Below are 21,726 nucleotides of genomic sequence, written 5' to 3'. Positions count from 1 at the left end.
TTCGATTCAGAATACAAGTACCAATGAACTAATGAACCGATGAACTAATGAACTAATGAACCAAATACAAATAACCCTCGAAGACACCGGCCGCCGCTTTAACCGCGACTGGATCTTCAAAAACATTAGCTACACATTTACATCGGGTAATAGCTATGCAATACTGGGTTCTAATGGTTCGGGAAAATCAACCCTGCTGCAAATTCTTAATGGCAGTTTAGGCCCATCAAAGGGTAAAATAACTTACACACTTAACGGTGCGGTAATCCCCACAGAAGCTATCTATGAGCACCTGAGTCTGGCCGCACCCTACCTGGAACTGATCGAGGATTTTTCGTTGAATGAAATGATCGACTTTCATTTCAAATTCAAACCCCTGTTACCCAATATCAGCAAACAGGATGTTATTGCGCTGCTCAACCTCAGTACCAACGCCAATAAACTCATCAAATACTTTTCGTCGGGCATGAAACAACGCCTTAAACTGGTTCTGGCATTCTGCTCCGATACACCGATTTTGATGCTGGATGAACCTACATCAAACCTCGATACGCAAGGTATAGAATGGTACCGCGATCTGGTTCAGCAATTCTCTGCTGGTCGACTCACTATCGTTTGCTCAAATCAACTTCATGAGTACGATTTCTGTCAAAATCAGCTCAATATTGCAGATTATAAGGCTCAACCTGTAACACAATAGCTTTTTGCTCGTCTGATAGGATATTTTTATCTTGTCAGGAAAACTTTATCTCCCTTAATTAAATGAATAAACACGTACTCACTTTTGTATCGGCATTAGCTATTGCCGGCACCGCTTTTGGCCAGGCTAAACTGGTTGAAAAAGTAACCAAAAAAGGCAACGAAATTGTAATACCGTACGAAAAGTATGTATTGCCAAATGGTTTAACGCTGATACTGGCCGAAGACCATTCAGACCCATTAGTCCACGTTGATGTAACCTATCACGTAGGATCAGCACGTGAAGAAATCGGCAAATCAGGCTTTGCACATTTCTTTGAGCACATGATGTTCGAGGGGTCTGACAATGCACCTAAAGGCACGCACGATAAGATAACCATCGGTAATGGCGGTACCAATAACGGTTCAACCAACCGCGACCGTACCAATTACTACGAAACCGTACCTAACAATTTACTGGAAGACGCCATCTGGCTCGAAGCCGACCGTATGGGCTTTTTATTAGGTCAGGTTACGCAAGAGCGTTTTGAAGTGCAACGCGCAACCGTTAAAAACGAGCGCGGCCAAAACTATGACAACCGCCCGTATGGCCTGGCATCAGAATACACCAGTAAAAACCTGTATCCTTACGGCCACCCATACTCATGGCTAACCATTGGCTATATCGAAGATTTAAACCGCAGTAATGTAAACGATTTAAAGAACTTCTTTTTACGCTGGTACGGCCCCAACAACGCAACCCTAACCATTGGAGGCGATTTTAACCCCGCTACAACACTAAAGCTGGTTGAGAAATACTTTGACGCCATTCCGCGTTGCCCGGCCGTACAGCCCGTTAAAGTGGCACAAGTAAGCTTAGCCGCTAACCGATATGCATCATATACCGATAACTACGCCCGTGTACCAATGTTGGTGATCGATTACCCAACTGTACCCGATTATACCAAAGATGTACCTGCGCTTGATTGCCTTGCCGAAATACTGGGCCAGGGCAAAAACTCTATCCTATACCAAAACCTGGTTAAAAAGCAATTGGCCTTACAGGCATCAGCATCAAGCCAGTCGTCAGAACTGGCGGGTGAGTTTATGATCCGCATGGTACCACTTCCGGGTAAGTCACTGGCAGATATGGAGCAGTTGTATAATGCATCGCTCGATTCGCTGGAGAAACGCGGCGTTACCGATGAAGACCTGCAAAAATTTAAAGGCGGTATTACAGCCGGGTTTATCAACAACCTGCAAAGTGTATCGGGCAAGGTATCACAACTGGCCGAATTTCAAACTTATACCGGCAACCCTAATAAAACCGCCGATCTGTTAAAAGAATACGCCGCCGTAACCAAAGAAGATGTGATGCGCGTATTCCATCAATACATTAAAGGCCACGGCGCTGTTGTATTAAGCGTATTAACAAAAGGCCAGGAGCAAACCGCTGCCAAGCCGGATAACTACAAAATAGATTCGACCCATTACAACAAACCAAACTATGGTTACGAAGGCTTAAAATATACCAAAGCTGTTGATAACTTCAACCGTAACCAGCAGCCTTCATTCGGCCCTAACCCGGTTACCAAAGCGCCGCAGTTCTGGAAGAAAGACCTGCCATCTGGCACTAAAGTTATCGGCGTACAAAATACCGAAGTACCATTGGTTACCTTAAATTTAACCTTACCGGGCGGCCGTTTATTAGAAGAAAACGATTTAAGCAAAGCCGGCATCTCGAGCCTTTTTGCTACCATGATGCAGGAGGATACCAAGAATTATACTGCCGAAAAATTTGCCATTGAACTGCAAAAGCTGGGTGCCAGTATCCGCGTAAGCAGCGATGTTGATGGTATGGTATTTTCTGTACAATCGCTGAAAAGCAACTTTGCCAAAACGATGGCCTTATTGCAGGAACGCTTGTTTAATCCGTTGTTTACCGAAGCTGCATTTAACCGCGATAAAAAGCAAACGCTGGAATCATTCAAGCTACAAAAATCGCAACCTGCCAATATTGCTACAGCAGTGTTCGCCAAGCTAAACTATGGTTCAACCAATATCCTCGGCATCTTACCTGCCGGCAATGAACAAACGGTTAAGAGCATCAGTCTGCAGGATATCCAGAACTATTACAACAATAATATTACCGCCAATGGTGCTAAAGTGGTTGTAGTGGGCGATATTACCGAAGCCGAGTTACTGCCTCAGCTCGCCTTCTTAAACAAGTTGCCTAAAAAGGATATTAAGCTTGTCGCGCCAGCCCCCGCCATTGCAGTAACTAAAACCAAAATCTATTTGGTTGATGTACCTAAGGCTGCTCAAACCGAATTCCGAGTTGGTTACGGCACCAATTTAAAATACGACCCAACCGGCGATTACTACAAACTATACCTGATGAACTATCCATTGGGTGCCGATTTTACCAGCCGTGTTAACACCTACCTGCGCGAAACCAAAGGCTGGACCTATGGTGCCAGTACACGTATTGTGGGTGATAAATATTCGACTGATTATTATTTCTCATCGGGCATTCGCGCCAATGCTACAGATAGTGCCTTGGTATCTTTGATGAAGGAGTTAAACAATTACAGTCAGAATGGGCCAACTGCTGCCGAGATCACTAATATGAAAAAGGCCATTAGCCAGGGTGATGCCTTGCGTTACGAAACAGGTGCGCAAAAAGCACGTTTTGTGGCTCGCATACTGGATTATAACCTGCCCGCAACCTATGTTGATGCCCAAAACAAGCTGATTTCCAATATTACTGCGGAACAGTTAAAAGCTACCGCTGCAACCTGGATTAAACCCAACCAGTTAAACATTTTATTGGTGGGCGACAAGGCTGCTATTTTACCCGGCTTGCAGAAATTAGGTTACGATATTGTTGAACTAAATACCGATGGCGACCCGATTACTGCGCAATAACTGCTTGATAGTTTGCGGGTAAGTATATAATTTTGCGATCCAATATAGATTATGTCAAAAGCATCAGAAATAAAAAATGGCAACATCCTTCGTTTTAACGGGGATTTAGTGCAGGTAGAAGAGTTTATACACCGTACACCAGGTAACTTACGTGCCTTTTACCAGGCGCGTATGCGTAACGTAAAAAGCGGCAAATTGGTTGAATACCGTTTCCGTACAGATGAAGAGGTTGAAATTGCCCGCGTAGAAACCAGCGATTACCAATACTTATACGAAGATGGTAACGACCTGGTAATTATGGACAATGCCACTTACGAACAACACAATGTGCCTAAATTTTTATTTGGCAACGGTGTTAAGTTTTTAAAAGAAGGGATGAACGTGATCGTAGCTTTCGAAAGCGATGAGCCTATCATGGCAAAAGTCCCTGCATCGGTAGAATTAGAGGTTACTTATACCGAACCTGCAGTTAAGGGTGATACTTCGACCAACGCGCTTAAATCGGCCACTGTTGAAACAGGAGCTGAGATCCGCGTACCATTGTTTATCAATATTGGCGACAAGGTTAAAATTGATACTACAAGCGGTGCTTATTCAGAGCGTGTAAAAAGTTAATTTTAGATTATAACAAAATAAAAAGAGGTTCTAAATTTTTAGAGCCTCTTTTTGTTTTGTTACCTTTCCATCGTCACAAACACCATACACGTCATTGCGAGGTACGAAGCAATCGCGAACTTTACAGGGCGGCTCTGCTTATCGGGGATTGCTTCGTACCTCGCAATGACGGTTAAACGCTTGCCATGAAAAAGGAAGAAATCCGCAAACTATTCGTCCAAAAACGCAATCAACTTACTGAAGTTGAATATGGCGTGTTATGCCAAAAGCTATTTTGCCAGTTCCGTCAATTTGATTTGAGCGAGGTGAGATGCATACACCTCTTCTTACCTATTGTAAAACGGAAAGAACCTAACACCCTGCTAATCCGTGACTGGCTGAAAGTCAATCATCCTGAAATTAAGATCGTGTATCCTAAAACCAATTTCACCGACCATAGTATGCAAAGTTTTGCGGACGATGAAAGTTTGGTAATTAAAAATAACGGCTATGACATTCCCGAACCGGTAAGCGGCAACCAGATCCCGGTTGATCAGATAGATTTGATCCTGATCCCCTTATTAGCTTTTGATAAGTGTGGGTACAGGGTAGGCTATGGAAAAGGCTTCTACGACCGCTTTATGGCGCAGTGCCGACCAGATACACAATTTGTTGGTTTATCGCTTTTTGAAGCTATTGGAAAAATAGAAGACCTCGATGAGTATGATATGCCAATGCATGCCTGCATTACACCAGATTATCTCTATAAATTTTAAGATTTGATTGAGGGGGAGAAAAAAAAGAGCCTCCTATCGGGATCGAACCAATGACCTACTGATTACAAGTCAGTTGCTCTACCAGCTGAGCTAAGGAGGCTTCTATTTTTATAAATCCCGCCAGACATCACCTGGAAGCGGTTCAAACCAACGGGAGCGCAAAAATATAAATTTTTGTATTTCTACAAAATTAAACTTGCAAATCGAGCTCTAAAAGTACCGGGCAATGGTCGGAGTGGCGGGCTTCGGGCAAAATGGCTGCGCGTTTAATATGGCTTTCCAACTCTTTGGTGGCCATATTATAATCGATACGCCAACCTAAGTTCTTGCCTCGGGCACCGGCACGGAAACTCCACCAGGTATAATTATGCGGCTCCTGGTTAACATGCCTGAAGGTATCTATAAAACCCGACTCCACCAGCGTATCCATCCAGGCGCGCTCCTCCGGCAAAAAGCCCGATGAGTTTGCGTTCGATTTTGGATTGTGGATATCAATAGCCTTGTGGCAAATATTATAATCGCCGCAAACCACCAGGCGCGGGCAAATTTCTCTTACTTGTTTTAGGTATGCGCCAAACTCATCCAGAAAACGATATTTAAATACCTGGCGCTCATCCCCGCTCGAGCCTGACGGGAAGTATACGCTCATTACCGAAAGTCCTTCAAAATCAACACGAATGTTGCGTCCCTCACGGTCAAAATCGCTGATACCGCAGCCATATTCCACATGCTTTGGAGTATGCTTGGTTAGGATGGCGGTACCGCTATAACCTTTCTTTTCGGCAGGGTACCAGTAATGTTGGTAACCTAAAGCTTCAACCAAATGCAAATCGGTCAGCACATCAGGCGTAGCCTTAATTTCCTGCAGGCAAACTACGTCGGCATCGGTAGCCTGTAACCAGGCCAGCCAGTCTTTACTAATGGCAGAACGAATGCCGTTTACGTTATAGGTAATAATTTTCATGAACCTCTCCCCAGCCCTCTCCAAAGGAGAGGGGGCTTCCTTTCTTATTTTATATAATTTAAATCTACTTGTCTCCCAACTCTGCTTGTGGCAATGATGGCGATGGTGCAATTAACTTATCCAGTTGCTCGCATTCTTTTTTGCTAAGCAGGGCAACCGTCATGGGTACGTTTTGCAGCGGGCGGTCTTTGGCGTCTTTTTTTACGGCGGCAATACGGTCAACCATATCGATGCCGCTTACTACTTCGCCATAAACCGTATAATTTTGGTCGAGGTGAGGCACGCCTCCTACGGTCTTGTACCATTCGCGCTGCCAGGTTGGTATTTTACGACCTTTTAGCCGGGTATTTTCAAGCGTATCTAATTTGCCATCGGTCCAGCGTTTGCCTTCTACTATATAGAACTGGCATGCGCTCGAAGCTTTGGCCGGGTTATCATCTCGCGCTGCGGCAAGTACGCCGCGTTTGTGGAAAAGGCTGTCTTTAAACTCGGCTGGTACGGTATATTTTAGATCGCCATTTCCAAGTTCCGCGCCGGTTTTTGCTGTCTTAGAATCCGGGTCGCCGCCCTGGATCATAAAGTTCTGGATTACCCGGTGAAACAGCGTTCCGTTATAAAAGCCTTGTTTAGCCAGCTTAATAAAATTGTCGCGGTGCTGTGGTGTTTCGTTATACAAACGAATAATCACCTCGCCATAACTGGTTGTGATCCGTACATACTGGTGCTTGGGCCCTTTGGCGAAAGCAAATGCAGTAATAAATAGCAGTACGGTTAAGAGTATCGGTTTCTTCATATCAATTCATTTCGAGTTCATCAAAATAATCAATTATCAGCGATTTCATCAACATTTCCTGCTCCATCATAGTATAGTTTGGGATGGTGCCCGTCAACTTCCAGTGCGGCCAGCCGTCCTGGTCTAAAGCCTCCAGTTCATAGAAGCCCATTTTACTCAGCAGCTTGCAGGTGGCAATGTGCATCAATTCTTCCTTTTGGCGTTTGCTGAACTTCTTTGGGCCTTTGCCCAGTTCCTGCACACCGATTAAGAACAGCATTACTTTTATATCGGGCACATCGGTATCAAAATCTTCCGAGATCTTCTTTTGAAGTTCGGCCCATCTTTTATTGGTTTCAGCAGGAGTCATAGTTTGCAAATTTAACTTATTACACCAATTAAGTTGGCAGCCAAATGCGTAGGCAAAATGTAATTTAATTTGGTGCAATAAGTGGAAACCACGAGTGGAGCATTCCACATGTTCCATGTTACAGACTTAAAAGTATTTATTATGCCGGTTGGTATATTTTTAATTATCTCATTTTAAAATAATTAAATACTGTTTACGCTCCATTTTCGATTCGTGCCCTGTTCCACTTTTACTTACTTAAAAGTTGTTTTTTGTGACAATAATAGGTCTGCAACGCATTAACTATATTCCACCATCACAACATCGCATAAACATTTATAAAACCCGTACGTATTTACTTTATGCGTAAATTATTTATCCTAATCAGCTTCATTTTATTCGGTGCTTGTGCCTTTGCCCAGCCCGATACCATTTCCATCAACCTTGATAATGTGGCGTATCCATACCCGGTTAAGTTTCTACACTTGAAACAGGAGGGGCAGGATATTAAAATGGCTTATATGGATGTAAAGCCTCAGAATCCAAATGGCCGCTCTGTGATCTTATTCCACGGCAAAAACTTTGGTGGTTATTATTGGACAAGTGTGATCAAAACCCTAACTGGTAAAGGCTTCCGTGTTGTTGTGCCAGATCAGGTTGGTTTCGGCAAATCAGACAAAGCCTATATTCATTATAGTTTCCATAGCCTCGCCCGAAATAATAATATATTGCTGGATAGTTTAGGTATCGATAAGATCACCATACTCGGCCACTCCATGGGCGGCATGCTGGCTACGCGGTTTACATTAATGTACCCTAATCGTGTAGAGAAACTATTGTTAGAAGACCCAATCGGTCTGGAAGATTACCGAACCTTTGTTCCGTACCAATCTGCCGAAGACGATTACAAAACCGAGCTTAAAACCACTTACGAAAGCGTTAAAAGCTATTACATGAACTCCTATTTCACCAAATGGGACACGAGTTATGATTACCTGGTTAAAATAGCAGCCAACGTTAATAAAAGCACAAACTTCTCCCGTTACGCCAAAGTTGCCGCCATGACATTTGAGATGATCTACGAACAACCGGTTTGCTACGAGTTCAGCCTTATTAAAGTACCAACTGTATTATTTATCGGCAAAGAAGATAAAACCATTGTAGGCAAAGCGCTTTTAAGCGACGAAGAAAAAACGAAACACGGCCAGTATAAAGTTTTAGGGCCAGAAACCGCGAAGAAAATACCCGATTGTAAGTTGATTGAGTTTGATAATTGCGGGCATATACCGCATATAGAGGTTAAGGAGGAGTTTTTGAAAGCGTTAATAGGGAATATATAATTGAGCATCCATGCAGCACGTCATTGCGAGGTACAGCCTGTCCCGGATTTACTTCGGGAAAGCAACCTCAGACCGATTAGTACTAACAATAATAGCGCAGAAACTACTATGAAGGGTTTGTGCTGTTACGTACGTCAGTCCCGCTCAATCGCCGCGGGTGGGCTGTTACTTTGGGGCGCCAAAGTAACCAAAGCGCCCATCGGCAAAAGGCTTCTTTACGCACGAGGCCATGCGCACAGCGTTCAGAACAACACAGGCCGGGATCTTTTGCCCTACTTGCGTTCGCACAGGCTCGCCCTTCTGCAAAATCTCCAATGCCTTTTTCCTTCGCACAGGACCATCATTTGTTCTGACCGCTTTTAGCCGAAGCTGTTTGCCGAAGGAAAAGAGAAGCAAGAACCGAGAGTCAGGAAACAAGATAAAATGAGGAAAAGAAAGCTGTAGGACAATCAAAAGAAGCGGAGGCCCTGACGCAAAAGCGTGGCCGTGCGGTGGACTTGTGCGGTGGAGCTTTTTTGCGTCTTGATCTTTTGGTTACTTTTGGATCAAGCCAAAAGTAACAGCCTACCCGCGGCGATTGAGCGGGACTGACATACGTTACCGCACAAACCCTTCATAGTAGTTTCTGCGCTATTATTGTTAGTACTAATCGGTCTGAGGTTGCTTTCCCGAAGTAAATCCGGGACAGGCTGTACCTCGCAATGACGTGCTATATGAATAGTATTATTTAACCTTCGCCAAAATCTGATTAACCGTTAACTTCTCCTGCTCCCCACTACTCATATTCTTGAAAGTAAGATGACCGCTTTCAATTTCATCGCTGCCGATTACTACCACATAAGGGATGTTTTTGTTGTTGGCGTAGTCGAACTGTTTTTTGATTTTGGTGCCCGAAGGGTAAAGCTCGGCATTAACACCTTCGGCGCGGAGTTGTTGTAGCAGGGGCAGGGCGTAAATTTCGCCGCCTTTATCGAACGTGCAGATCAACACTTTAGTGGTTTGGTTACTTCCTTCGGGGAACAATTCAAGCTCCTGCAGTACATCGTAAATACGATCAGCACCGAAAGAGATACCGGCACCGGTTAAGCCTTTAAGGCCAAACATACCGGTAAGGTCATCGTAACGGCCGCCGCCACCGATGCTGCCCATAAAGGCTTCGTTGGTTTTAACCTCGAAGATAGCTCCTGTATAATAGTTTAAACCACGTGCCAGGGTAATATCCAGCTCTAAAGTGGCGCGTTGGAGTTTGCAGTTATTGATGTATTCGAAAATTTCTTCAAGCTCATGACAGCCTTTTAAGCCGGTTGCCGACGAAGCCAGTACATGGCGCAGCTTATTCAGTTTTTCGTAATTGGTACCTTCCAGTAAAATGATGGGTTCCAGTTTGTCTATATCTTCCTGTACAAAACCTTTAGTCAGTAGTTCGTTTACCACACCATCTAAACCGATTTTATCCAGTTTATCAATGGCAACTGTCATGTCGATAATCAACTCTGGTTTACCGATAATTTCGGCTATGCCTGATAATATCTTGCGGTTATTGATCTTGATGGTAAAATCCTTCAAACCTAAGTTCGAGAGCGCTTCATCATAGATCATGATAAACTCGGCCTCGTTCAATAATGAGTCAGAACCTACCACATCAGCATCGCATTGGTAAAACTCACGATAACGACCTTTCTGCGGACGGTCGGCACGCCAAACCGGCTGTACCTGGAAACGCTTGAAAGGCATGGTAATCTCGTTCTGGTGCATTACCACGTAACGGGCAAAGGGTACGGTAAGATCATAACGAAGGGCTTTTTCAGAAATTGAAGAAGTCAGCGCATTTGAGTTACGGGCAGTTAACGATGGCTCGTCTGCTTTAGCTAAATAATCGCCGCTATTGAGTACCTTAAAAATCAACTTATCGCCCTCATCGCCATATTTTCCGGTAAGGGTGGATAGGTTCTCCATGGTAGGGGTTTCTATCTGCTGATAGCCATACTTGCGGAACACAGATTTAATGGTATCGAAAATATAATTGCGCTTCACCATTTCGGCGGGCGAGAAGTCACGGGTTCCTTTGGGTACAGATGGTTTAATAGCGGCCATGCGGCAAAGGTAAAAATTTTTTCGTCTCAGCAGGGTCTCTCGTAGAGGACCCTGCGCTTGAGGACAAGTTTATAATAGCCCATTTTAGACCGGCACGAAGCAGAAACGAGGCGCAGAAGATTTCTCCTCGCTCCATCGCACAATTCCCCTTCCGCTCGTTCGATTTCTATGATCTATGCAATTAATTTATGATAATTTTTTTCGTACGGCCTGTTTTGGTTTACGCAAGCGAAAATACGCAAGATGAGTTTGTTTCTGACCGCATTAATCACACTCATCTTATTCTTCTTTTCCTCTAATACCTTACGTTCATAAAACCGTTTTAGATCTGCGTTATATTGTATAGCAACGATGGCCGATAGGTGCAATAAAGTTTTCACCTTTTTATTTGCCATGTGCGATACCCTGGCTTTTTTGACAACCTTACCGGAATCCTCTTTGAATGGAGCTACACCACAGTAACACGCAAAGCTTTTAGGGTTATTAATGTCCTTGAATTCATTGGTCGTAATAATGGTCTGAAGCGCAGTCACTTTACCGATACCCACTACCGAGGTGACAAGACTGAATAAGCGACTAAGTTCTGTATCTCCCTGGATTATTTGCTCAATGGCTTTGTCTGCCCTTTTAATATCCTCATCGATCGCTTTTAATGAATGACTACAGATCTGCAGGCTTTGCCTTGCTATCTTACCGGAGTTAAACACGGCATGCTCGTTTAGCGGGACCTTGAGTTGTTTTTTGATCGTTATTAATCGCAAACGTGTGGCCGAAAGATGGGCCAGCTGTTGTACAACTTCGCGTTTTGGAACCCATAGGCTTAGCTTATTTCGTTTATCATAAGCGTAGCCAGCGATCCGTTTTGCATCTATCTTATCGTTCTTGCCCCGAATATTTCCTAATGAGTTCTTGATCTGGGTAGCTGCTTCCAGACAGATATGGGCTTTCTTTTTTTGTAGGCAAGCCAGCGAATGATTGTTGTAGATGCCGGTGTGCTCCATGCAAAACAAGGCCTTGTCCAGCTTGAAACCCGGAAGCTTATTCAACTCTTTGATAAAAGAGCCTATTGCCGATGGCTCATTAGCGATCTCTCTGTGAAGTAAGAATCGATCCCCTTGCTGAATTGCAAAATCCAGTTCATTTTTTGACACATCGATACCGATGAAAAACTCAAATTCCATAACTTTACACTGTTTATGTAAGTAAACAGTTAACATGTTTTAAACACCATCAATTCCTTACTAATGAGCCTCGTGAACTCTAATTTCTATTTGATGCCTTAGTTTAAAACAAGCGGTAAAGGAGTAAATCGAACGATAGGCCTCAATACCTGGAAATGACAATAATGCGCCTTTACCGCTGTTAACTTTATCCACAAAATTCGAGGTTATTAACAAAGAAAAAGAAGCAAAAAGAAACCTTTAACAATAATAACAACCTGTTTACTGTGTTGAAGCTAATCTAAAGGAAATGACAACCTGTTTATTGAGAGCCGGGTATGACTGTCCTTATTGCTGCTATCCTTATAAGCCGTCTAAATAACAGAAAGATAAAAAAGATATGGATGGCTGGTTGTATCTTAGTTGTATTGCCACATGAAGACAATTTTACAAACACCACGGGTGCTGATGCGCCAATTTGCCGAAGACGAGATTGACCATCTGCTCACCATGAATGCCGATGAGCGGATTGCCCGCTATATTACCCGCCGCACACCCGCCGAAACTCGCGAATTGTTTGCCCAAATGCAGATAGACTACATTAACAAGCCCGAGCTTGGCCGCTGGGCACTTATTAATGCAGAGGATGGCGATTTTATAGGCCTTTGTATGTTACTGGAGGCCCGCGCAGGCATGAGCGGTACAGAAATTGGCTACAGCTTAAATTATAAATATTGGGGGCAAGGCCTGGCTACCGAAGTGGTACGTGCTACTGTTGACTATGGGTTTAACATCCTGAACTTACAAGATATATGTGCCATTACCACTATTGATAATGCCCTGTCGCAACGGGTATTACTAAAAACCGGGTTTAAACCAACCGGTACGGTGGTTATTAACAACAGGCTTTTACCATTATATATTAACAGCAAAGGCGATCAATGATCGCCTTTGCTGTTAATGCTTTTTTGGTCTGTCACCCTGAACTCCGTCGAAGGGTCGCGCGCAGAGGCCACTGCTCCATGCTTCGACGGAGCTCAGCATGACATCCCTTTTATTTCCCCGTTAATTCTTTAATAAAAGCTTTACACCCATCCTCTACCAGATCGAAAACAGGGCCAAACAATTTATCATCATAGTAAGGATCTGGCACTTCCTTATTGCCCAATAATAGCTTAACCTTTTGGGCAGCTTGTGCATTAGGTGCTAAAGCCAGCACGTCGGCCAGGTTATTTTTGTCCATCACCAAAATATGGTCGAAATCATCGAAATCAGAAACCCTGAACTGGCGGCAAACCTGCTGACTAATGTCAACCCCACGCTCACGAGCCACACGGGTAGAACGTCGGTCGGGCCCCTGGCCTACGTGCCAGTTACCGGTACCGGCCGAGTCAATCTTCCAGCCTAGATGCTGCTCATCGGCCAGGTGCTGCATAATACCCTCCGCCAGCGGCGAACGGCATATATTGCCCAGGCATACCATTAGAATCTTCATGTTTGGTTGTCGGTTGTCAGAGGTCAGTTGTCAGGAACCAGGTCGATCATCTTTTTCTAACCTCTGGTTACTGGCAACCGGCAACTGAACTACATAAATATCTCGTTCAGCAAACCGGCCAGGTGTACACCGGCTTTAAGCAATTGCTGGTTTACTGTAGCAATGTTGTTAAAGTTGTATTTGTAGTTCAGGGTATCGCCTGGCTTAACATCTTCATAAATTTTACCGGCGATAACACTCGAATCAAAGATCCATTTGCTGATCGGTTCTTTCTGCCACTCTGCACGTTGTGCCGGGGTGGTGTGGTTAATCCAGGTAGCATACTCGGTGTAGCTCAATTGTTGGAAATCGATCAACTCACTATCCCATACAGAGTGCAGGTTAGTTGGCTTGCTAAACCAGTTTACTTTAATATCGTTACCGCCTTTATCCTCGGTATGGGCTGTGTGCATAGGCTGGTGAATGTCTTCAACAATGTGGATCACCATACGCAGGTACAACAACCTGTTCTCTTTGCTCAGGTCCTTCTTTTTTAACTCACCGATCATAAACTCCAGCTTGGTATAAGCATCGGTGTTTTTATCAGTTTTCAGAAAGGCAACCATATCATCATAAGTATATGGTTTATCGAAATCGATATAATGCCATGACGACAGATAGCTGAATGATGGGTCTGATTTAATAAAATCGGCCCAGTTACTGCTGATGGCAACAGACTCATTACCTAAAATGTCTTGTACCGCTTTACGAGCTTTGGGGGTAAGGTAGCTGTCGGCAATCTGGCCGCAAATACGGTGGCCTTGTGTGCCCCATGCCATAGCTTGTGCCGGTGCATAAAGCACGGCAACGCCTAAGATTAGTTTTTTAAGAAAATTCAATTTCATGTTATAATGCTTTTGGATTACAGGTGTTTCTTTTTTCTAAGTGAACAGTAAAAGGAGTAACGCTTGATGTATTGGTAAACTGATAAACCGAATCAGTTTTTTTTGCGATGGTGAAATGCTCATCATAATACCCCGACCTGAAACAGCCGCCCTCATTTTTATACTGATAGTTGGCCGTGCAAAACAGGCCTTGTAAGCGCAGGGTATCATGCCTCAGCACATACGCGCCCTTAGCATACTCGGCCCAATGGCCAGATCGCATACAGGTATCATCACCATAATTAACCTTGCTGAAGGTTTTGATTTGCACGAAGAACGAATCACAATCAAACTTATAATGATACAACGTATAGTTAACCAGTTTTTTTTGCAGGGCCGATGTGTCCTGCTGCCATTCGCCCTGCAATGCTTCAACACCTTTGCCTTGTAGCGGTGGGTTGAAAGTACATGATGCTGCGCTAAGTAGCAGTAATAAAGTAGCAAGTAGCAGGAGAGAGGCCTTCGGCAGAAGGATAAAAGATAAAGGACGAAGGACGTTGGAGCGTTTAATCATAAAACAAAAAAGTCCTCCCTTTCAGGGGAGGATTTAGGTGGGGCTTTTTATTTTAAACTTCCGATCATATCTTCGGGGCGTACCCATTGATCAAACTGCTCGTTGGTTAACAAGCCCAGGCCAACAGCCGCTTCGCGGAGCGATTTATTTTCTTTCAATGCTGTTTTAGCAATTTTAGCCGCATTCTCGTAGCCAATGTGCGGGTTTAATGCAGTTACCAGCATTAATGAGTTTTCGAGGTGTTTTTTGATACCATCATAGTTTGGCTCAATACCAACAGCGCAATGATCGTTAAATGAAACACAGGCATCACCAATTAAACGAGCCGATTGCAGGAAGTTGGCAGCCATAACCGGTTTAAATACGTTTAGCTCGTAATGTCCGTTCGAGCCACCGATTGAGATAGCCACATCGTTACCCATAACCTGTGCAGCCACCATAGTAACGGCCTCGTTTTGGGTAGGGTTAACTTTACCTGGCATAATTGATGAACCAGGCTCATTATCAGGGATATGGATCTCGCCAATACCCGAACGCGGACCAGATGCCAGCATACGGATATCGTTCGCAATTTTCATTAATGATACTGCGATTTGTTTTAATGCACCGTGGGTTTCCACAATAGCATCATGAGCAGCAAGCGCTTCGAATTTATTTTCGGCAGTGATGAATGGCAGGCCGGTAAATTGTGCAATGTACTCGGCAACTTTAACATCATAACCTTGTGGCGTGTTAATACCTGTACCAACAGCAGTACCGCCAAGGGCAAGTTCGCTCAGGTGTTCCAGTGTATTTCTTAAAGCTTTTAAGCCGTGGTTTAGTTGAGATACATAACCAGAAAATTCCTGACCTAAAGTTAACGGCGTAGCATCCATCAGGTGGGTGCGGCCAATTTTAACCACGCTTTTAAAAGCTTCAGATTTAGCCTGTAAAGTATCACGCAATTTCTCAACGCCAGGGATGGTAGTTTCCATCACTACTTTGTATGCTGCAATGTGCATCGCAGTAGGATAGGTATCGTTTGATGATTGTGATTTGTTCACATCATCATTCGGGTGGATAAAGGTTTTGCCTTCGCCCAGTTTATTGCCTTGCAATACGTGGCTGCGGTTAGCAACAACCTCGTTAACGTTCATGTTCGATTGCGTGCCCGAACCTGTTTGCCAGATCACCAGCGGAAATTCGGCATCCAATGCACCGGTTAAAATTTCGTCGCAGACGGCAGCAATTAAGTCGCGTTTTTCGGCAGGTAATACGCCTAAATCGGTGTTAGTGTAGGCGGCTGCTTTCTTCAAAAAAGCAAAGGCTTCAATAATTTCCTTTGGCATAGAAGCCGCAGGGCCAATTTTAAAGTTATTGCGAGAGCGCTCGGTTTGTGCGCCCCAGTATTTATCGGCAGGTACCTGTACCTCGCCCATGGTATCGTGTTCAATTCTGAAACTCATGATTGATAGATTTTTGCAGGGCAAAGTTATGGTTTTTGAGCCAAGAGCCAAGGATGAAGAATTAAGAGTTTTTAGTAACGATTTTGAGGGAGAAGCATCTCTAATTTATGTATCATGGCGTTCCCGTCTATCGCCGGGCGGGCTTTCCGCTCATACGCCTGCCCCAACGGGGTAGCCGGGGCACAGGCCTTATGCGCAGGCCGGTATCCGCTTCAATCCCTAACGCAAACACCATCCCCTCACAAAAAAGCCGGGGAAAATCACTTACCCGGCTTATGCATAAATTACTAATTGGAGGCGTTTATCCGCATTTGCTGAGGGTAAATACCGCATTAACATTAAGTACCTGTGTTGCTGTGTTGTATACAGCCGTGCCAGATAACCCCGTACCTGCCGGGATGGAAATATTGGTTGTTTTGTCTATCTTAAATACGCCCGATCCAAAAGTCCTGCCATTATAAGATGTACTCATACTATAACTATGGCCGCTGATTAATTTTACATCAATAACGCCGTTAACCATGTGTGCGTTGGTTGTGGTAACAGTAGTAGGTACGGTTACATCACTTATGGTGATCCATGAGGTTGGATAAGCCACAATTTGTTTACTGGTGCATTTAGCAACCGTACTGATATGGGCCTTTATCATATCGGGCAATACCGGTGCCGGGAACGAAAGCGATATGGAACCTTTACTGCACGGACTAAACATAGCCGACTCTGTTGCTTTAGAAGTTGGATCGCCTTTTTTAGCATAAACAACAACCTTAACGTTACCTAAGCCCGCAGGCAGGTTGGCTATTACGCCCTTAAAGCCATTAAATAAACTTACCGTGTGCGACCACGAGTTATCCGAAAATAAACCGCCTAAATATTGGTCGTTTGCCGAAGCCAGGAAAACTACGTAATCATCAATGCTTCCGTTAAGCCCCGGGATACTTACGGTAACAGACAGGCTTGAGCTGCACGCTGTGCTATACCAATCGAGGCTCCAGCCGGTTAGGTGGGTAACCGATATATTGGCAGCCAGGTTACCGTTTGTATTTTTAATTACCGTTGCCGTGCTTTCGTATTTCCACTGGCCTGCGGTTTCGTCATAGCTCCACACAGGGATCACATCGCCTACCTTAACTTTTACACCGGTTAATGGGTTTATTAAAGTGCTGTTGATCTCCATGTTAACTGTAATGGGTTTCGAAAAACTTTTTACAGCTGTGGTACCCGCCAGCAAGTTCATAGAAATATAGCCCGCTGTTATAAAAGTAACGCTGCCGGCAATAGCCTTACCATCAGTCCCGATAACATTTTGGGGGTTAAAGCCTCCCGGGAAAGAATTATAAGCAGCCGGAGCGGTTGTGCCCAAGTATACAATACTCGAAGATAATGTTGCAGCGTTAATTACCGCCCCATTCTTATCTTTCATTTGTGTGCCTGCCGGGATGGTAATTGTACAGGCCTCAGTTGTTCCGTTTGCAGGTAATGATACTGTAGTTAATGCCGAAGTGCCTGCTGTTAAAGCGGTATTTTTAACAGTGGCCGATGTGCCGCTGGCCGGGTGTGCATATTCTACCAACGGTATTATCGTATGTGTTGCGGCAGTATCGCTGGTAATGTTAACTGTGTTAATAACCGGCACAAAACCCGTAGGCACCTTTGGCGCTATTGTAAATGAAACCGGCGTACTTACCGATGGTGTCGAAAACCGGCTTAAACTTAAAGGCAATAATCCGCTAAAAGCTGTAAATATTTTCCCGCCGTCGTCTGTTTGTACCACACCAAGCGGGTCGGTAACGGTAACAGACATGCTTGACGGCATTGGTGTACCGGCCGGGTTGGCATTAACATATTCAATCAGTGTTGGCGACTTAGATAGCGCATCTGTTTTTACAATAAGGTCTATTCCCTCTGTGGGTCTTTTGCAGGCATAAATAAGCAGCGATAAACATGCTGTAATACTTAGGGCTGCTATAGCGGGTGTAAATAATTTTTTCATATAGCGGAGGCGTTATTGTATTCTGAAATTAAAGTTTACTTGCAGTACCGGTAACCAGCGATAGCTCTTTAAATTGCTATCAACCTGTGGTTCCAGTTTATAATTGTCGGCCAAGAGCTTGGTGCCGATAATGGTTGATTTTGGTTGGTTAAGGTAGTAGGTCCCCAAATCGAGGTTCATATTAAATACGTTTGAAGGGAAACATTTAAAAAAACCGAGGCCAACATAAGGCGCAACACCTTTCCAGCTCACGTCAATATTCAGGTTCCCCATTTCGGCGCTGCTGATGCTATAGTTGGCAACGTTATAATTACCTGTCGGCAAAACACCAATACTTCCCTGCGCCTTGTACAAATAGGCGGCGCCGCCAACTATACGTAACCATTGCAAATCTTCGCTGGGGGTATAATCGGCCAGTAAGTGCACATTATAAAATTTGGCCGAAACATTGGTGGTTGAATTAAAGCCGTTAATGGTAAATACATTGTTAGCAGTTGCCGGTAAAAAGCTGCCTCCCAAACGGCCCGACAGGCTTTCGGAGATACCATACCGGGCTTCGAGGCCAAAACCCTGCGAACCAACCAATACCTGGCCTGAAACAGAACCTTGGTTGTTATAACCGCCGGCATCACCATACTGAGCCAAAGCCCGTTGATGAAAGCAAAATATTGCCAGAAAAAACAGAGATAAGGAGAGGAGAGTTTTTTTCATAGTTCTTTAATATTAAATATTGGATAAACTATATATATGATATTTAGATAGTTTGCACGCGTTACTGTGCATGGATTGTATAAAAGTGGATGGAGAAATTAAATGTTATCTGCCCGGAAAATCCTTGCCGACACACTCGCTGTAGACGGGGTAGAAAAGCCTTATTCAGCTTGTTAATAAGGCATATATTTATATTGCTAAAATAGCACTATTTAGAGTAACAGACAAGGTTTTTTGCAAAAAAAATCAATGATTGTTAACATAATTTCAGGCCGAGATTTAATTTAATGTGAAATTTTAATTTAAACGAATGTTTTCACTCAGGGTTAATAATCTTTTAACCAAGCAGGGTTATAAATTTCCATTTTCTTCAACACAGTCCTTAAAACTTAATACATATACGCTCTTAATTTAACCACTTGTTTATGTAAAAAAATATTATTTAATAAACGCAGCCTCTCTGAAATTACACTCCTGTTCGTAAAACATTTGTCGTTTAAATAAAATATTTAAAACTTTCCTTTTCAAGTCCTGTATAATTTCTGACTTTCGCATTAATTAAAGCGATAGTATTTTATCCCCAATGAGTGTAGCACCCTTGAAGTTTATTTCGGCAATTTGTTCTGTTATTCTGTTAGCATCTTGTTCTTCCAAACCACATAACCAGGCAACAAGCCCGGCAGCGGCAATTAATACCGCCCCCCTTGATACCCAGAAACTATTACAATACGACCCTAAAAAGGCCGACCCGCAGATTGATGCCTTTATGAAGCACCTGCACCAGGTAAGCGGCTTTAACGGCAATGTGCTGGTAGCTGAAAAGGGGAAGATTGTTTATGAAAATGCTTTCGGCTGGGCAAATCATTTAACAAAGGATAGTTTAAAAATTAACTCTCGCTTTGAGTTGGCTTCGGTATCAAAAACCATGACCTCTACCGCCATCCTGATGCTGATGGAACGCGGCAAACTAAAACTCGATCAGGATGTACGCGATTTCTTCCCGAACTTCCCGTATGCCGGTATTACCATCAGGCTGTTGCTTACGCACCGCTCGGGTATGATGAACTATGTTTATTTTATTGATGGCGTTTTCCGCAGCGAGCACCGCGACCAGCGCAAGGGCGTTACCAATCAGCAGGCTATGGATATGATAGCCCAGTATAAACCGGCGCCTTTCAACAAACCCAATGTGAGGTTCTTATATAATAACTCAAACTTTATGGTTTTGGGTTCTATCATAGAAAAAGTAACCGGCATGCCTTATGCCCAGTTTATGAAAGAGAATATCTTTAAACCGGCGGGCATGGCACATACCGATGTATACTCAAAAGCCACTTATGATAAAATACCTGTTGATGTTGTAGGCCACGACCGTAACAGCTGGAAATACTCGGTAGCACAAAACTTCCTGGATGGCCCTGTTGGCGACAAAGGCATTTATAGCACCGTAGGCGATTTGTTTTTATTCGACCGTGCCATGCGCGCCAATCGTTTAATTTCGGCAGCTACGCAAGATTCGGCCTATACAGACCGTAACCCGATGATCCGCGGCCACTTTAATTATGGCTACGGCTGGCGCTTGTTCGAGGGCCCTAATGAGAAGGTGGTTTACCATACCGGTTGGTGGCATGGTTTCCGCCATATATTTTTGCGCGATATGAAAAACGATATTACCATTGTGCTATTGGGTAACGTGGTAAACGGCAGCCTGCTGCATCTTGATGATCTGTTTAAAATGACCGGTATGCCTGTTGTTCGCAAGAGTGCTTACAGTGGTAATGGCGATACGGCCGAAGATCAGTAAGGGTAAAATAGCACATTAATTTGTAGTATAAGTTTTTCTTTTATTTGTAATATTAATCCTAACTTAATCAACAAGTTAGCCTGATAAACCAATAAACTTAATCATTTAATAAGCAAGCTCATGTTCGATAAACTATTTGAAGCACAACAAAAAGCAGGAGAAGCTAAAAAACGCCTTGATGCAATAACCGTAACCGGCACAGCCGAAGGCGGTAAAATAACAGTGGTTGCCAATGCCAATAAAATTATACAATCGGTTAGTATCGATGACGAATTTTACAAAGAGGCCGACCGCGAAGAACTGGAAGAACTTTTATTAGTAGCTTTGAATAAAGCTATGGAACAAGCCGACAATATTAGCCAAAGCGAAATGGCAGCCATGACCAAAGAGATGTTTGGCGGCCTGGGCGGTATGTTCGGCAAATAAAAAATCTTAAACAACAATCTACTTATGAAAATTACTTTTTATGGACATGCAACGGTTGAATTAGAAACCGGTGGCAAAAAACTATTGTTTGATCCGTTTATTACCCCTAATGAGCTGGCCAAACATATTGATATTAACAGCCTGAAGCCAGACTACATCTTACTAAGTCATGGCCACGGCGACCATATTGCAGATTTGGCTGCCATCCAAAAAAACAGCGGCGCCAAAGTAATTTGTATTGCCGAAATTGCAGGCTGGTTAGGAAACCAAGGCATTGCTGATGCACACGGCATGAACATTGGCGGCAGCTTTAAATTTGATTTCGGCCGTGTTAAAATGGTTAATGCCATCCACTCAAGCAGTATGCCCGATGGAAGCTACGGTGGTAACCCTGCCGGTTTTGTAATTTATACCAACGAGGGCAAAAACATTTACTTTGCCGGTGATACTGCTTTAACCTATGACATGAAGTTACTGGCCGACGATAATATCGCCTGGGCTATTTTACCAATTGGCGATAATTATACTATGGGTGTTGATGATGCCATTAAAGCCGCAGCTTTTGTAGACTGCCAAAATGTGATTGGCGTGCACTATGATACCTTCCCTGCAATAAAACTGGATAAGGAAGAAACCCGTGCTAAATTTATTAAAGCGGGTATCAACATTCAACTGCCTGAAATTGGCGGTTCTGTTGATTTATAAGAAAAGATCACCACATAAAAAAAAGCGCCTTGGAAATCCAAGGCGCTTTTTTTAT

Annotated in this window: 20 protein-coding genes and 1 tRNA gene; 9 read left to right on the top strand and 12 right to left on the bottom strand. The window is 43.7% G+C overall.

Features of this window, described 5'->3' with window-relative positions; translation table 11 throughout:
- Positions 1–64 precede the first annotated feature (64 nt).
- The 4 genes from PQO05_RS00325 (at position 65) to PQO05_RS00310 (ending at position 4,976) form a co-directional block, all read left to right on the top strand.
- Positions 65–700 carry an ABC transporter ATP-binding protein gene (locus PQO05_RS00325; RefSeq protein WP_273633561.1) on the top strand — a complete coding sequence of 212 codons (636 nt, stop codon included), beginning with the start codon at positions 65–67 and terminating at the stop codon, positions 698–700.
- Positions 701–762: 62 nt separating this feature from the next.
- Complete coding sequence (locus PQO05_RS00320; RefSeq protein WP_273630636.1) at positions 763–3,606, top strand: M16 family metallopeptidase; 2,844 nt, start codon at positions 763–765, stop codon at positions 3,604–3,606.
- A gap of 51 nt (positions 3,607–3,657) precedes the next feature.
- Positions 3,658–4,221, top strand: coding sequence for an elongation factor P (gene efp, locus PQO05_RS00315; protein WP_273630635.1), 564 nt, complete (start codon positions 3,658–3,660; stop codon positions 4,219–4,221).
- Positions 4,222–4,406: 185 nt separating this feature from the next.
- Positions 4,407–4,976 (top strand): 5-formyltetrahydrofolate cyclo-ligase, encoded by a 570-nt coding sequence (locus PQO05_RS00310; RefSeq protein ID WP_273630634.1) that lies wholly within the window; start codon positions 4,407–4,409, stop codon positions 4,974–4,976.
- Between the two features lie 27 nt (positions 4,977–5,003).
- Here the strand turns inward: PQO05_RS00310 and PQO05_RS00305 are convergent.
- The 4 genes from PQO05_RS00305 to PQO05_RS00290 all read right to left on the bottom strand — a co-directional run bounded on the left by PQO05_RS00305 (position 5,004) and on the right by PQO05_RS00290 (position 7,082).
- Positions 5,004–5,076, bottom strand: a tRNA-Thr gene (locus PQO05_RS00305).
- Between the two features lie 90 nt (positions 5,077–5,166).
- Positions 5,167–5,940: an exodeoxyribonuclease III gene (locus PQO05_RS00300; RefSeq protein ID WP_273630633.1), complete on the bottom strand. Its 774-nt coding sequence runs from the start codon at positions 5,938–5,940 to the stop codon at positions 5,167–5,169.
- A gap of 64 nt (positions 5,941–6,004) precedes the next feature.
- Positions 6,005–6,733: a peptidylprolyl isomerase gene (locus tag PQO05_RS00295; RefSeq protein WP_273630632.1), complete on the bottom strand. Its 729-nt coding sequence runs from the start codon at positions 6,731–6,733 to the stop codon at positions 6,005–6,007.
- A gap of 1 nt (position 6,734) precedes the next feature.
- Positions 6,735–7,082 carry a hypothetical protein gene (locus PQO05_RS00290; RefSeq protein ID WP_273630631.1) on the bottom strand — a complete coding sequence of 116 codons (348 nt, stop codon included), beginning with the start codon at positions 7,080–7,082 and terminating at the stop codon, positions 6,735–6,737.
- A gap of 341 nt (positions 7,083–7,423) precedes the next feature.
- Between PQO05_RS00290 and PQO05_RS00285 the strand changes: the two genes are divergently transcribed.
- Complete coding sequence (locus tag PQO05_RS00285) at positions 7,424–8,401, top strand: alpha/beta fold hydrolase (protein ID WP_273630630.1); 978 nt, start codon at positions 7,424–7,426, stop codon at positions 8,399–8,401.
- 723 nt (positions 8,402–9,124) lie between these two features.
- Here PQO05_RS00285 and hisS read toward each other — a convergent pair.
- Positions 9,125–10,495, bottom strand: coding sequence for a histidine--tRNA ligase (gene hisS / locus PQO05_RS00280; RefSeq protein ID WP_273630629.1), 1,371 nt, complete (start codon positions 10,493–10,495; stop codon positions 9,125–9,127).
- Between the two features lie 173 nt (positions 10,496–10,668).
- Positions 10,669–11,676 carry an IS110 family RNA-guided transposase gene (locus tag PQO05_RS00275; RefSeq protein WP_273630628.1) on the bottom strand — a complete coding sequence of 336 codons (1,008 nt, stop codon included), beginning with the start codon at positions 11,674–11,676 and terminating at the stop codon, positions 10,669–10,671.
- A gap of 414 nt (positions 11,677–12,090) precedes the next feature.
- Here PQO05_RS00275 and PQO05_RS00270 point away from each other — a divergent pair, with 414 nt between their 5' ends.
- Positions 12,091–12,600 carry a GNAT family N-acetyltransferase gene (locus tag PQO05_RS00270; RefSeq protein ID WP_273630627.1) on the top strand — a complete coding sequence of 170 codons (510 nt, stop codon included), beginning with the start codon at positions 12,091–12,093 and terminating at the stop codon, positions 12,598–12,600.
- A 109-nt stretch (positions 12,601–12,709) separates the two neighbouring features.
- On the opposite strand, the gene PQO05_RS00265 is transcribed toward PQO05_RS00270, so the two are convergent.
- The 6 genes from PQO05_RS00265 to PQO05_RS00240 form a co-directional block, all read right to left on the bottom strand.
- Entirely contained in the window at positions 12,710–13,150 is a 441-nt protein-coding gene (locus PQO05_RS00265) for a low molecular weight protein-tyrosine-phosphatase (RefSeq protein ID WP_273630626.1), read from the bottom strand.
- Positions 13,151–13,239: 89 nt separating this feature from the next.
- Positions 13,240–14,034: a S1/P1 nuclease gene (locus PQO05_RS00260; RefSeq protein WP_273630624.1), complete on the bottom strand. Its 795-nt coding sequence runs from the start codon at positions 14,032–14,034 to the stop codon at positions 13,240–13,242.
- Position 14,035: 1 nt separating this feature from the next.
- On the bottom strand, positions 14,036–14,587 hold the full coding sequence (locus tag PQO05_RS00255; protein WP_273630622.1) for a fumarate hydratase: 552 nt from the start codon (positions 14,585–14,587) through the stop codon (positions 14,036–14,038).
- 47 nt (positions 14,588–14,634) lie between these two features.
- On the bottom strand, positions 14,635–16,032 hold the full coding sequence (gene fumC, locus PQO05_RS00250; RefSeq protein ID WP_273630621.1) for a class II fumarate hydratase: 1,398 nt from the start codon (positions 16,030–16,032) through the stop codon (positions 14,635–14,637).
- A gap of 301 nt (positions 16,033–16,333) precedes the next feature.
- Positions 16,334–18,025 carry a hypothetical protein gene (locus tag PQO05_RS00245; protein WP_273630620.1) on the bottom strand — a complete coding sequence of 564 codons (1,692 nt, stop codon included), beginning with the start codon at positions 18,023–18,025 and terminating at the stop codon, positions 16,334–16,336.
- 12 nt (positions 18,026–18,037) lie between these two features.
- A complete protein-coding gene (locus tag PQO05_RS00240; protein WP_273630619.1) occupies positions 18,038–18,736 on the bottom strand; it encodes a hypothetical protein in 699 nt (232 codons plus the stop codon).
- A 583-nt stretch (positions 18,737–19,319) separates the two neighbouring features.
- Here PQO05_RS00240 and PQO05_RS00235 point away from each other — a divergent pair.
- The 3 genes from PQO05_RS00235 to PQO05_RS00225 all read left to right on the top strand — a co-directional run bounded on the left by PQO05_RS00235 (position 19,320) and on the right by PQO05_RS00225 (position 21,671).
- A complete protein-coding gene (locus tag PQO05_RS00235; RefSeq protein WP_273630618.1) occupies positions 19,320–20,540 on the top strand; it encodes a serine hydrolase domain-containing protein in 1,221 nt (406 codons plus the stop codon).
- Positions 20,541–20,660: 120 nt separating this feature from the next.
- A complete protein-coding gene (locus PQO05_RS00230; RefSeq protein ID WP_273630617.1) occupies positions 20,661–20,966 on the top strand; it encodes a YbaB/EbfC family nucleoid-associated protein in 306 nt (101 codons plus the stop codon).
- 24 nt (positions 20,967–20,990) lie between these two features.
- Positions 20,991–21,671 carry a metal-dependent hydrolase gene (locus PQO05_RS00225; protein WP_273630616.1) on the top strand — a complete coding sequence of 227 codons (681 nt, stop codon included), beginning with the start codon at positions 20,991–20,993 and terminating at the stop codon, positions 21,669–21,671.
- Positions 21,672–21,726: the final 55 nt, after the last annotated feature.

Origin of the sequence: Mucilaginibacter jinjuensis (genome assembly GCF_028596025.1) — a bacterium.
GTDB classification, from domain to species: domain Bacteria; phylum Bacteroidota; class Bacteroidia; order Sphingobacteriales; family Sphingobacteriaceae; genus Mucilaginibacter; species Mucilaginibacter jinjuensis.
This window is presented reverse-complemented; position numbering and strand designations above follow the sequence as displayed.